A 12,305-nucleotide genomic window follows, 5' to 3' on the forward strand; every position below is an offset into this window, starting at 1 on the left:
GCCGGGCAGGTCGTGGTCCAGCAGCGGGCCGCAGACGAGGACGAGGGTGTCGGCGGCGTGCGCCTGGGCGTCGAACCCCTGCACCCGATGATGATCACGGCCCGCTCGGTCGTCTCCACCCTGGGGCAGGCCCTCGACCTCGTCGAGGAGCTGGGCCCCGCCCACCCCGGCTCCCTCGGCGTCGTCGTCGACGCCTACCACGTCTGGTGGGACCCGGCCCTGGAGCAGCAGCTGCAGCGCGCCGCCGGCGCGGTGCTCGGCTACCACGTCGCCGACTGGCTGCCCGGCACCTCCGACCTGCTGCTGGACCGCGGGGTGCCGGGCGAGGGGCTGGTGGACCTGCCGCGGCTGTCCGCGCAGGTCGCCGCCACCGGTTTCGACGGCCCCGTGGAGGTCGAGGTCCTCTCCACGCGCTGGTGGGGCGAGGACCCCGACGACGTGCTGCGCCTGGTGCGCGAGCGGTTCGAGGAGTGCGTCTGAACGCCCCCGGCGCTCAGGGCGCCGACGCCTTCCCCGGCGGGGTGGGCCTGTCCGCCCTGCGCGTGTACGACTGGCTCGCCGCCGACGGCCTGCGCGGCGGCTCCCCGCACCTGCACACCGCCTCCGCCGAGGGCTACGTCGTGCTCGGCGGCACCGGCGCGGTGCAGACGCTCTCCTCCGCCGGCTGGGCCGAGCACCCCCTGGCCGCCGGGGCGCTGCTGTGGTTCACCCCCGGCACCGTGCACCGCCTCGTGAACACCTCCGGCGACCTGCGCCTGCTCGTCGTCATGCAGAACGCCGGGCTGCCCGAGGCCGGCGACGCCGTGCTCACCTTCCCCGCCGACGTGCTCGCCGACCCGCGCGCCTACGCCGACGCCGCCCGCGCCGGCACCGCGGAGCAGGCGCGCCGCCGCCGCGACCTGGCGCTGGCCGGGTACGCGCACTGGCGCGAGCGCGTGGCCGCCGAGGGCCCCGGCGCCCTGGCCGACCTGCACGCCGCCGCCGCGCGCCTGGTCGCCCCCCGCGCCGCCGGCTGGCGCGAGCTGTGGCGGCAGCGCCCCCTGGCCCAGGCCGAGCGCACCGGCGGCCACCTCGACGCCCTGAGCGCCGCCGACCCCGCCCACCTGGCCGCGGCCCGCGTGCTGGGCGCCGACGCGGTGCCGGGGGAGCGCTTCGGCGTGTGCGGGCGGCTGTCGGTGTGGGACCTCGACGGGTTCCACGAGGCCTGAACCGCCGGGGTGGTCCTGCCGGGGACTGGCCCCGCCCGCCCCGGCCCGGTAGACAACGGGCGTGCGCATCGACCTGAGCGGGAAGACCGCCGTGGTGACCGGTTCCTCCCAGGGCATCGGGCTGGCCGTCGCCCGCGGCCTGGCCTCCGCCGGCGCCGCCGTCGTGCTGACGGGGCGCTCGCCGGACCGGCTGCGCGAGGCGGCCGCCACCGTGGAGGGCGAGGTCCGCTGGGTGGACGCCGACCTCACCACCGACGAGGGCACCGCCCGGCTCGTCGAGGCCGTGCCCGGCACCGACGTCCTGGTGAACAACCTCGGGGTCTTCGGCTCCGCCGACCCGCTGGCCATCACCGACGAGGAGTGGCGCCGCTACTTCGAGACGAACGTCCTCACCGGCGTGCGCCTCACCCGGCACTACCTGCCCGGCATGGTCGAGCGGGGCTGGGGCCGCGTGCAGTACGTCTCCAGCGACTCCGCCGTCGTCACCCCCGCCGAGATGATCCACTACGGCGTCTCCAAGACCGCCCTGCTCGCGGTGCACCGGGGTTTCGCCAAGGCCGCCGCCGGCACCGGCGTCACGGTGAACAGCGTGCTGGCCGGCCCCACGCACACCGGAGGGGTGGAGGACTTCGTGCGCCAGCTCGTGCCCGGCGACCTGCCCTGGGAGCAGGCCCAGCAGCGGTTCATGCGCGAGCACCGCCCCCACTCCCTGCTGCAGCGGCTCATCGAACCGGAGGAGATCGCGAACATGTGCTGCTACCTGGCCTCCCCGCTGGCCTCGGCCACCACGGGCGCCGCCGTGCGCGTCGACGGCGGCTACGTCGACGCGATCCTGCCGTGAGCGCGGAGGGACCGGCGGGCGGGCCGGCGGGGGAGCTGCGCGTGCCGCCCGCCACCCGCGGCTTCACCGGACGCCGCCGCGAGCGCACCGAGGAGCTGCCGCCCGGGCAGTACCGCACCGACGACTTCCCCGTCCTGTCCGCCGGGCCCACCCCGCGCGTGGACACCGGCGAGTGGCGCTTCACCATCACCACCGAGACGGGCAGCTCGCACCACTGGGACTGGAACGGCCTGCACCGCCTGCCGCGCACGGAGGTCGTCACCGACCTGCACTGCGTGACCCGCTGGTCGAAGTTCGGCACCCGCTGGTCGGGCCACCCCCTGGACGCCTTCTTCGCCTCCGTGAGCACCTCCGCCGAGCACGCGCTGGTGACCTGCTACGGCGGCTACACCACGAACCTGCCGGTGGCGGACCTGCTCGGCGGCCGCGCCTGGATCGCCACCGGCTACGACGGCGAGCCCCTCGCGCCCGTGCACGGCGGGCCCGCCCGCCTGCTCGTGCCGCACCTGTACCTGTGGAAGTCCGCGAAGTGGGTGCGCTCGCTGACGCTGTCCACCGCCGAGCAGCTCGGGTTCTGGGAGGGGGTGGGCTACCACGCCCACGGCGACCCGTGGCGCGAGCAGAGGTACGCGCTCTGAACGGCTGGCGCCCGGCGCGGGTGGTGCAGGTCCGCCCCGAGAGCGACACCGCCCGCACGCTCGTGCTCGAGGTCCCCGACTGGCCCGGCCACCTCGCCGGGCAGCACCTCGACGTGCGCCTCACCGCCCCCGACGGCTACCGGGCCGTGCGCTCGTACTCCCTGGCCTCGGCCGCCACCGGGCCCGGCCCCGCCCGCGTGGAGGTGGGCGTGCAGGAGCTCGGCGAGGGGGAGGTCTCCCCGTTCCTCGTCCACGAGGTCCGCCCCGGCGACGTGCTGGAGGTCACCGGCCCGCTGGGCGGCTGGTTCGTCTGGCGCCCGGGCGACCCCGGCCCCGTGCAGCTGGTCGGCGGTGGATCCGGCGTGGTGCCGCTGGTGTCGGTGGTGCGCACCCACGCCGCCGCCGGCTCACCGGTGCCGCTGCGGCTGCTGCTGTCGGCGCGCACCCCGGCCACCGCCATGCACCTGCCCGAACTGCTGCGGCGCGGTGCGGACCAGCCGGGTTTCTCCTTCGAGGCCGTGTGGACCCGGCAGGCCCCCGAGGGCGACCGGCGCCCGCCCGCCCGCCTGGACGCCGCCCGGCTGGCGCGCGCCGTCCTGCCCGCCGAGCAGGGGCCGACCTGCTACGTGTGCGGGCCCACCGCCTTCGTGGAGACCGTCGCGGACCTGCTGCTGGCCGCCGGGCACCGCGCCGGGCGCATCCGCACCGAGAGGTTCGGCGCGGCCCGCTGAGCACCGGCGCACCGCCCGGTCGACCGCCCCGCGGGGTCGTCCGGACGTCGCACCGCGGCCACGACCTGCGGAGGACCGGCGCGAGCGGGCGCCAGACCCCGGTGCTGGTCCGGCGCCCGGTGCGCGCGGGAGGTTCGTCCCCTCAGCGGACCCGCAGCGGGAGGACGAGATGACGCGGAACGGGACCACCACGGGGCGCCGCCGCCGCACCCCCGGGCGGCGTCGAGCAGGCCGTCGTGCTCAGCGGCAGCGCCCACCACGAGCGGCGCACCCCGGTGCCCGCCGACGGGCGCTTCCGCGCCGGCAGCACCACCGAGACCTTCGTGGCCACGGTCGTGCTGCAGCTGGCCGCCGAGGGGCGCCTCGGCCTCGACGACCCCGTCGAGCGCCACCTGCCGGGCCTGCTGCCGGACGGGGACCGGATCACCGTCCGGACGCTGCTGCAGCACACCAGCGGCCTGGTGAACCACACCGGGCTGCTCGCCGGCGTCGACCCGGCCGAGCTGCCCACCTCCCTGCCCGGCGACCGGGTGAACCTGCCCCCGCCGCACGCCCACGGCTACGCGCGCATCGGCGGGCAGGTCGTCAACGTCACCCACCTGAACCCCCCGGTGGCCTCCTCCGCCGGGGAGCTGGTCTCCACCACGGCGGACCTGGACCGCTTCCTCGACGCCCTGCTGGACGGCCGGCTGCTGCCGCCGGCCCTGCTCGCGGAGGTGAAGCGCACCACGGCGGCCTCCCTGTCCAGCGCACCGGGCCCGGGGGAGCTCCTGGGCCTCCAGGAGGCGGCGGGCACCGTGTTCTGCGACTGAGCCCGCCACCCGGTCCGTCAGCCCTCGCGGGGGGCCTGGACCTCCCGCACGCTCACGCGCTTGTAGAGCAGGCCCCGCTCGTCCACGCCGTCGCTGCGGAAGTACACGCTCACGTTGGGCAGGCCGGACTCCGAGCCGGGCCGGTCCGGCGACGCCGTCAGCGGCATCGCCGGGTCGACCCCCTCGGCGCACGCCTCGTCGCCGAAGACGCCGCCGTCGTCCACCAGCTCGTCGACCAGGCGCCAGCGGCCCCCGCCCGCGCCGTCGGAGGTGTCCAGCCACAGCTCCAGCTTCACCGCGCCGCGCGGCAGGTCGTACACGACGAACTTGTAGCCGAACCACACGCCCGTGGGCATGCCGTTGGGCCACAGGACCTTGGTGGCGGCCGCCTCGTTGGCCGGGTGGGCGGTCTCCTTCTCGAAGTCCATGAGCCCGTCGTAGCGCATGCGGGCCCCGTACCCGCGGCTGTCGCACAGGTCGTCCTCCACGCGGCCGGTCGCCCCGTGGTTCGAGCGGGCGACCGCGGTCATGCCGGCGTAGGGCACCCCCGCGTCGGCGCGGCGCATGAAGTACGCGGTGATCTCCACGTCGCGCCACTGGTGCCGCAGCGCCGGGTCGCGGACGTACATGCGCGGGGCGGCGCCGCTGACGGCGAGCTCACCGTCGGCCACCGCGTAGGAGCCCGAACCCTCGGTGACGAACCAGGGGTCGCGCGGGTCCACGTCCGTGAAGCGGCGCGGTTCCTCCCACGCCGCCCGCCAGTGCGTGCCGCCCGGCAGGGAGGGGTACAGGTGGCGGACGCCGCGATCGGGAGCGCACGAGACCGCCCCGGCCACCAGCAGGAGCGTGACGGACGCCGCCACCACCGCCGACCGGGAGCCACGCACGCCCCACCGTAGCGCGCGCGCGGCCCCCGGACCGGGCGGGAACTACCGCTGCGGCACGGTGATCGAGGCGCCGACCTTCGCGTTCGCGTCCAGCCACGCGCGGGCCGTGCCGTGGCCGCTGAGCACGATCGAGCCGGTGGGCACCTTGATGCCCGGCCGGCTGCGCGAGACGCTCACCACGCGGCCGTCGCGCACGACGACCTCGGTGCCGTACTGGTTGGTCCCGGTGGTGGAACCCACCTTCGTGTACGCCACCAGCGAGTCGGCCGTGCGGGAGACGTCGAAACCCTTCAGCGGGAACGAGGAGCCGGTGCCGGAGCGGACCACCGGGGTGCCGCTCGCCGGCGGGCTCGCCGGACCTACCGGGGCCACGGGGGCCGTGGTGGTGGAACCCGACTCGGGCAGGTTGCGCGCGTCGTAGATGCGCTTCAGCTCGGCCTGGGTCAGCTTGCGGTCGAAGAACGCCACGCGGCGCAGCCGCCCCACCAGGAAGCCGGTGGTCATGTCGCGGGTGCCCAGGCGCACCGGGGCGCTGCCGTTGCCCGGCTTGATGCTGTACCCCGACAGCGGGTCGGAGTCGCGCAGCTGCGCGTCCTTCCACATGGAGATCGTCGTGGTGTCCACCACGCCGGCCACCATGCGCTCGGTGCCGGCGGCGTCCGGGTCCTGGAAGTAGGACCCCGCCCCCAGGCCGCCGGAGGTGTTGAAGTGGTAGAAGCTGGTCCGGTACTGCCGGCTGCTCGCCTCGCCGGTGCCGCCCTGGACGTAGTGGCGGAAGACCCACTCGTGCGATCCCGCCGAGCCCTTGCCCATCCAGTGCACGTACTCGGAGGCGCCGGCGCCCCTCCAGTCGTCGATCGTGTTGAAGGCGACGACGGTCAGCGCGCCGCGGGTGGCCACGGAGAAGTCGTCGTGGTCGGGGATCTCGACGTAGCTCTTGCCGTCGAAGCGCGCGTGGGTGCCGAAGGCGACACTGCCGTGCACGGTGCCGTGGACCCCGCCGACCACGTCGCGCGCCTGGTTCGCGCTGTCCAGCGGGTAGTAGTGCTTCAGGCCCGGGACGCTCGTGAGGACGTCGCGGAAGTTCGGGGTGACCGCGGCGTGCGCCGAGGGCGTGCAGGCCATCGAGGCGGCGGTGGCCGCGCCGGCACCGAGCAGGGAGAGGAAACCGCGGCGCGACACCGCGGGGGAGTGTGCGGAAAGGTGACCGGAAGTCGTCATGGGGGACGTATCGGGGCGGTGGTCCCCCGCCTTGAGCGCCGGTCCGGCCCCTCACCGGCCCCGCGCCGCGCCGATCACGGGACGGGCGCGTCGGCGCGGGCCCCCGCGGCCGGCAGCGCCACCTCGCGGGTGTGCCAGCTCGTCGAGCGCAGCTTGGTGAGCGCGGCGTAGGCCGCCGGGCGCAGGATCACCAGGCCGAAGACGGGGTACACCGGGGACAGCGCCCACTGCTGCAGCCGCTGGGCGAGGGTGAGGCTGGGGCGGTAGACGGCGTAGACGGCCGTCTGCGTCACCGCGCACACCACCCAGTACAGCACCCCGTAGGCCAGCGCCGGGTTGCCGAAGCGGATCGAGAGCGTGATCAGCACGGCGACCGTCAGGGGCCACAGCAGGGCGAAGACCAGCGGGAAGGTGTAGAAGAGCACCACCACCCAGCGCAGGTTCGTCCACACGAAGCCCGTGCCCAGCCACGCCGACTTCGACCACCGCATGCGCTGGAGGAAGGCCCCGTCCCAGGTGGTCGGCAGCTGGGTCTCCACGACCGCCTCGTTGACGCCCACCACCTGCCCGCGCAGCAGCGCGTAGAACGACAGGCGCCGGTCGTCGCCCGCCGTGCCCGAGCTGACGTAGTCGTCCAGGTTGTCGTAGATCACCGCGGCCCGGTACAGGGCGATGGCCCCGCTCGTGGGCGAGACGATCCCCAGCCACGAGCGGACCGTGCGGAAGAGCAGGCAGCTGCAGACCACGTTGATGTCGGTGAGCCGGGTGAGGAGGTTCACGTCCCAGTTCCGCATGAGGATCATGCCCGTGCACGCCTGCACCCGATCGTCGCTCATCGCCTCCAGCATCCGCTCCAGCGCGTCGTCGTCGAGCACCGAGTCCGAGTCGACCGTCAGCACGAAGTCGAACTCGCGGGGCGCGAACCTGCGCAGGACGTGGGCCTGGGCGTGGCGCTTGCCGGAGTTCGCGATGCGGTGCCACTGCACGAGCGGGTCGTCGAAGGGGCGCAGCGGGGTGACCGAGCCGTCGTCCACGACGTGGATCTCGTCCGGCAGGATCGTCTGGCGCAGCAGGGCCCGCACGGCCGCGTGCACGAGGTGGTCCTCCTCGTTGTACACCGGGACGATGCACAGCACCCGGCCGTGCGCGGCAGGCAGGTGCGAGAAGCTGCGCCAGGAGGACCCCGCCAGCAGGAAGCAGGTCACCAGGGCGGCGTTGAGCGCGAAGAACCCCACGAGGAACGCCACGTCCAGCGAGGCCCAGCCCACGTAGCTCCACACCGCGTACACCAGGAACATCGCCGGGGCCGCCAGGGCGAGCGCGCGGCGCCGCCCGTGCAGCGGCCGGCTGCGGCGGGAGGTCCCGGGCGCCGGGCCGCGCGCGGCGGGGCGCGTGGTGTGCCCCGGGACCCGCTCGGCGGACCTCCTCGGGCCGGCCAGCGGGCGGAACCGGTTCCCGGCGCGCACGTGCCTACCGCGTGTGCTGGGCATAGCGCCTGCTCCTCGTCCCGCGGCGGTACGCGACCACCGCGCCGGTGGCCACCACCAGCCCCGCCGCGATCACGTTCGACTGGCTGACGGCGACCCCGGCGACCGTGAACGCCGCCGTGCGCGCCCCCGGCGGGACGGGCGGCGCGGCGACGAGCCGTTCCAGGGGCGTGCCCACCACGGGGCGCAGCCCGCCCCCCGCGACCGCGCCGACCGTCGCGACGCGCGTCCCCGGACCCCGGGCCGCCAGCCACTCGACGAACGCGGCGAAGTCCACCGGAGTGATCGCCGACTCGCCCTCCTGCGGGCACGTGCACACGTGGTGGAACACCAGCGGCACCCAGCCGCCGCCGGACCCCTCCGCCTGCAGGACCCGCTGCCGCAGCAGCGCCGGCTCCGTGGTGGTGCCGCTGGTGCGGATGCGCCAGGTGTCCGCGGTCGCGGGGTCCTCGGCCCTCGGGCAGGAGGAGCACAGCTCGGGGGAGTCGTAGAGCCCGGAGGAGGTCCTGGCGCTGCTGTACCCGCAGTCCTGCACCACGCGCCGCACCTCGGGGCTGTACGCGCCGTAGGGGTAGGCGAAGCTGCGGGGGTCGAAGCCGAACGTGGCGAGCGTCGCGCGGTCGTCGCAGACCTGCCTCCTGGCGGCGTCGGCGGGCAGCTCCGTGAGCGCCTCGTGGTCCAGGCCGTGCCCGCCGATCTCGTGGCCCTCGGCGTCGATGCCCCGCAGCTGCGCCACGGTGAGGTAGGCCGGGTAGCCGATGGAGGAGGAGTTCACGTAGAACGTCCCCGCCATCCCCTTGTCGGCGAGCACCCGGGCGGCGACCTCCTGGCTCCTGAAGCCGTCGTCGAAGGTCAGGGACACCACGGTGGCGCCCGCGGGCAGCACCAGCTCCCCACCGGGCGTCGGGCTCGACCCGGCCGGGGCCGCGGCGTGCGCCGCGCCGGGCAGCCCCAGCACGGCGGCGGCCACGGCGAGCAGGACGGTGGCGCGCAACCTCACAGGCGCACGACGTTGCTCGACGCCCGGACGGCGTGGCGGCAGTCCAGCACCAGGCGCGCCTCCGAGGCGACCTTCTCGAAGTCGAAGTCGTCGTGGTCGGTCACGACCACCACGAGGTCGAAACCCGGCAGCGAGGGGACCATCTCCTCCAGGGGCAGCACCGGCGTCAGCGACCAGCTCTCGACGTGGGGGTCCACCACCGTCACCTCCAGCGCGCGGTCCCGCAGCTCGCGGACCACGTCGACCGCCGGGCTCTCGCGCACGTCCCCGACGTTCGGCTTGTAGGCGGTGCCCAGCACCAGCACGCGGTTGCCGCCCGCACCGGCCAGCAGCTCCACGGCGCGCTGGGCCACCAGGACGGGCCGCTCCTCGTTCACCTGCTGCGCCAGCTCGGCGAACCGGAACGGCCGACCCAGCTCCTCTCGGGCCAACCACGCCAGGTACATGGGGTCGACGGGCAGGCAGTGCCCGCCCACGCCGGGCCCGGGCGTCCAGCGGGCCATCGAGTGCCCCTTGGTCATGGAGGCGTCCACGACCTCCCAGACGTCGATGTCCAGCAGCCGGCACAGCTCGGCCACCTCGTTCACCAGGGCGATGTTCGTGTTGGCCTGCACGTTCTCGAACAGCTTGGTGATCTCCGCGGTGCGCGGGTTGCTCACCGGCACCGTGTGCTCCACGACCGTGTCGTAGAAGCCGCGCACCGCGGCCAGCCCCTCCGGGGTGGTGGCCGAGACCAGCTTGGGGGTGTTGGCGAGCGTGTGGACCCTGTTGCCCGGGTCGATGCGCTCGGGGGAGAAACCCAGGTGGAAGTCCCTGCCGGCGAGCAGGCCGCTCTCCTCCTCCAGGACCTGCGTCAGCATCCCCTCGGTCGTGCCCGGGTACGTCGTGCTCTCCAGCACGACGGTGCCGCCCCGGCGCAGGAACCTGCCCAGCGTGCGCCCGGCGGCCTCCACGCACGACAGGTCCGGCTCACCCGCGCGCAGGGGGGTGGGCACCACGATGACGCCCACGTCGAAGTGCAGCAGGTCCGGCGCGGGTTCCGCCGAGGCGCGGAAGACCCCCCGCGCCAGCACGTCCTGCAGCTCCTCGTTCGTGACGTCCTCCACGTACGTGCGCCCCGACCGCAGGGCCTCGACCCTCGCGCGGTCCAGGTCCAGGCCGAACACCCGGTGCCCGGCCTGCGCCGCGCGCACGGCCAGCGGGAGCCCCACGTACCCCAGGCCCACCACCACGACACGGCTCATGACGTTCCCTCCTCGTGCTCGGCGAGGACGACCTGCAGGGGGTCCTCGTGGTCCATGAGGACCGAGAGGATCGAGTCCCCCGTCACGGGTGCGTGCGGTGACCAGATCACGCGGATCCCCGCCTCGTCGAACTCGCGGCAGTCGCCCATGTACGCGCGCGCGCCGTTGCCCGACAGGTAGGTCGGGCTGCCGTAGGTCTTCAGGACGCTCACCAGCCCGACGCTGCCGCGCCCCTCCGTGGGCACGCTCATCGACAGCGGCGTGCGGATGCCCAGGACGTCGCGCACCAGCAGGATGAGTTCCACGTTGAAGTGCCACAGCCGGTCGGTGCGGATGGACTTCACGGCGTCCTCGAACATGGGCCCGTACTTGTCCCAGTTCCTGGAGCCGACGTACCGGCCGTGGATGAGCTTGGCGAGCGCCTTGGGCGACTCGACCGGGTCGATCCTCACCTCGTTGATCGGGATGTACTTGGGGTTGCCGAGCACCGGCATGGACGCCCAGGCCCCGCGCATCCTCACCCGGCGCTGGTAACCGCGGTCGACGAACTGGTCGAAGATCTTCAGGTCGAACAGGTCGGCCTTGGCCATCTTGTACCAGAAACCCGAGTAGGGCAGCAGGTCCGCCTGGTGGCTGGCGACGATCATCGTTCCCCCCGTGGTGGTGCGACGAGCCGTGCCGTGCGGCGCGGCGGCGGTGGAGACCCTCCACCGCCTCGATCGGTCCTCCGGTGCCGCCGCGCGCCCCCGCGCGCCGCGGCCCGGTTCAGTGCCTGTTCCGGTCCCCGGTCCGTTTGCCGGCCGGTTCCCCGGCCCGGTTCCCGGTGCTGCTCACCGGATGGTCCGCACCAGGGCGTACTGCTCGGCGAACGCGGTCTGGCGCTGGCTGCCCAGGGACCGCGCGGTGGACTTCAGCTCGTTGCACGCGTGCGGTCCGGCGGCCACCTGCGACTGGTAGCAGGTGAACGCCTCGGCCTTGCGGTCCACCTGGTCCTCGGTCAACGACTCGAAGTAGTTCCAGCGCAGGTCCGAGGGGTACAGCGTCAGGTCGTAGGCGGCGACGTCGTAGACGAGCACCGTCGGCGTGAACCAGTGCCGCGTCCCCATCGCCATGCGCGAGGCCCGCATCCCCGCCTCGTAGGCGGCGACGTGGTCCTGGTGCAGGGACGGGAAGGGCAGGTAGACCTCCTCGGGCCGGCAGGTGTCGATGAGGTGGTCGACCATCCCCACCAGGGCCGTCATGTCGGCCCCCACCGAACCGTCCGGCAGGTTCAGCAGCCACGAGGCGGAGTAGCCGAGGACCTCGCGGGCCTCTTCGAACTCCTTGGTGCGCAACGTGTCCGGCTCGGCGAGCACCACGACGCCGCACTGGTCGGCGTACTTGGCGAGCAGCCCGCCGCACCCCAGCACCTCGTCGTCGCAGTGCGGTGCCACCACGAGCCTGCGGACGCGACCCCCCCGGTCGGCCCTCATCGCGGGCGTCGCCGTTCCGCCGCGGGCGGGTGCCCGCCGCCGGTGCGGGCCCGGTCGTGCTCCACGTGAACAGTGCGTCTCATCGCTGAGCCTGCCTGTGTGTCTGCGGTGAAGTGAGGACCTTGTGTTACCACGCAGCGGCGGGGCGCGGGAGGGGTTCGGCGGAACTCGGGGTCACCCTGCGTAATTCCCTACTCTCGGGTAGTCGGAAGCTACGCGCAGTGACGGGGAACATCCCCCCTCCGGGGGTCGCGCAGCCCCCGCCCGCTCCCGGCGCTCAGGCCAGCAGGTCCTCGGTCAGCCCGTCGCGCTCGCCGCCGAAGAACTTCTCCAGCACCGCGTCGAACGTCGGCTCCTCCGGGTCGGTCGCGGCGAACAGCGTCATCGACGAGCGCAGCTTGGCCGCGTCCACCTCCCCGAGCACCGCCACCGGGTCCTGGCCGGGCAGGTCCAGCAGCACGCGCGCGCACTCGCGCAGCCGCTGCCCCAGCACCGGGTGCGCCAGGTACGCCTGCGCCTCGGGCAGCCCGGAGAGCGCGTAGCGCCGCGAGGTCGCGCTGCTGCCCAGCCCGGCCACCTGCGGGAAGACCCACCACACCCAGTGCGAGGTCTTGCGGCCGGCGGCGATCTCGGCGAGGGCGCGCTCGTAGGTGCCCTCCTGGGCGTCGACGAAGCGCTGCAGGTCGAAGGGGTCGTCCACACCCCCACCCTGCACCGGCGGCGCCCGGAGCACCCGCCGGAGCGCCCCCCGAGCGGCCCCGGAG

The 12,305-nt window shown here is 74.5% G+C and carries 14 protein-coding genes; 6 read left to right on the plus strand and 8 right to left on the minus strand.

Annotated elements, in window-relative coordinates:
- The 6 genes from GTR00_RS05220 to GTR00_RS05245 all read left to right on the plus strand — a co-directional run.
- Positions 1 to 480: sugar phosphate isomerase/epimerase family protein (locus GTR00_RS05220; RefSeq protein ID WP_166610575.1), on the plus strand; the 480-nt coding region annotated here is incomplete at its 5' end.
- Complete coding sequence (locus GTR00_RS05225; RefSeq protein WP_166610585.1) at positions 477 to 1,208, plus strand: cupin domain-containing protein; 732 nt, start codon at positions 477 to 479, stop codon at positions 1,206 to 1,208. The genes GTR00_RS05220 and GTR00_RS05225, both read left to right, overlap by 4 nt.
- 61 nt (positions 1,209 to 1,269) lie before the next feature.
- Positions 1,270 to 2,049: an SDR family NAD(P)-dependent oxidoreductase gene (locus GTR00_RS05230; RefSeq protein ID WP_166610576.1), complete on the plus strand. Its 780-nt coding sequence runs from the start codon at positions 1,270 to 1,272 to the stop codon at positions 2,047 to 2,049.
- A 41-nt stretch (positions 2,050 to 2,090) separates the two neighbouring features.
- Entirely contained in the window at positions 2,091 to 2,687 is a 597-nt protein-coding gene (locus GTR00_RS05235; RefSeq protein ID WP_166610586.1) for a molybdopterin-dependent oxidoreductase, read from the plus strand.
- Positions 2,660 to 3,418 (plus strand): ferredoxin reductase, encoded by a 759-nt coding sequence (locus GTR00_RS05240; protein WP_407659610.1) that lies wholly within the window; start codon positions 2,660 to 2,662, stop codon positions 3,416 to 3,418. The genes GTR00_RS05235 and GTR00_RS05240 overlap by 28 nt, the downstream gene beginning before the upstream one ends.
- A gap of 236 nt (positions 3,419 to 3,654) precedes the next feature.
- Positions 3,655 to 4,230, plus strand: coding sequence for a serine hydrolase domain-containing protein (locus GTR00_RS05245; protein ID WP_166610577.1), 576 nt, complete (start codon positions 3,655 to 3,657; stop codon positions 4,228 to 4,230).
- A 17-nt stretch (positions 4,231 to 4,247) separates the two neighbouring features.
- Here the strand turns inward: GTR00_RS05245 and GTR00_RS05250 are convergent, their stop codons facing one another.
- The 8 genes from GTR00_RS05250 to GTR00_RS05285 form a co-directional block, all read right to left on the minus strand.
- A complete protein-coding gene (locus GTR00_RS05250; protein ID WP_205705102.1) occupies positions 4,248 to 5,066 on the minus strand; it encodes a hypothetical protein in 819 nt (272 codons plus the stop codon).
- A gap of 93 nt (positions 5,067 to 5,159) precedes the next feature.
- Positions 5,160 to 6,299 (minus strand): LamG domain-containing protein, encoded by a 1,140-nt coding sequence (locus GTR00_RS05255; RefSeq protein WP_166610578.1) that lies wholly within the window; start codon positions 6,297 to 6,299, stop codon positions 5,160 to 5,162.
- Between the two features lie 113 nt (positions 6,300 to 6,412).
- Complete coding sequence (locus GTR00_RS05260; protein WP_166610579.1) at positions 6,413 to 7,828, minus strand: glycosyltransferase family 2 protein; 1,416 nt, start codon at positions 7,826 to 7,828, stop codon at positions 6,413 to 6,415.
- Positions 7,809 to 8,825 carry a polysaccharide deacetylase family protein gene (locus GTR00_RS05265; RefSeq protein ID WP_166610580.1) on the minus strand — a complete coding sequence of 339 codons (1,017 nt, stop codon included), beginning with the start codon at positions 8,823 to 8,825 and terminating at the stop codon, positions 7,809 to 7,811. The genes GTR00_RS05260 and GTR00_RS05265 overlap by 20 nt, the downstream gene beginning before the upstream one ends.
- The gene (locus tag GTR00_RS05270) at positions 8,822 to 10,069 is read right to left on the minus strand and encodes a nucleotide sugar dehydrogenase (RefSeq protein WP_166610581.1); all 1,248 of its coding nucleotides are present in this window, start codon (positions 10,067 to 10,069) and stop codon (positions 8,822 to 8,824) included. Before GTR00_RS05270 ends, GTR00_RS05265 begins: the two co-directional genes overlap by 4 nt.
- The gene (locus GTR00_RS05275; protein ID WP_166610582.1) at positions 10,066 to 10,716 is read right to left on the minus strand and encodes a WbqC family protein; all 651 of its coding nucleotides are present in this window, start codon (positions 10,714 to 10,716) and stop codon (positions 10,066 to 10,068) included. Before GTR00_RS05275 ends, GTR00_RS05270 begins: the two co-directional genes overlap by 4 nt.
- A gap of 183 nt (positions 10,717 to 10,899) precedes the next feature.
- Positions 10,900 to 11,505: a PIG-L deacetylase family protein gene (locus GTR00_RS05280; RefSeq protein ID WP_205705103.1), complete on the minus strand. Its 606-nt coding sequence runs from the start codon at positions 11,503 to 11,505 to the stop codon at positions 10,900 to 10,902.
- A 313-nt stretch (positions 11,506 to 11,818) separates the two neighbouring features.
- Positions 11,819 to 12,241: a DUF1810 domain-containing protein gene (locus GTR00_RS05285; RefSeq protein ID WP_166610584.1), complete on the minus strand. Its 423-nt coding sequence runs from the start codon at positions 12,239 to 12,241 to the stop codon at positions 11,819 to 11,821.
- Between the last annotated feature and the right edge of the window lie 64 nt (positions 12,242 to 12,305).

This window comes from Kineococcus indalonis, assembly GCF_009906395.1.
GTDB classification, from domain to species: domain Bacteria; phylum Actinomycetota; class Actinomycetes; order Actinomycetales; family Kineococcaceae; genus Kineococcus; species Kineococcus indalonis.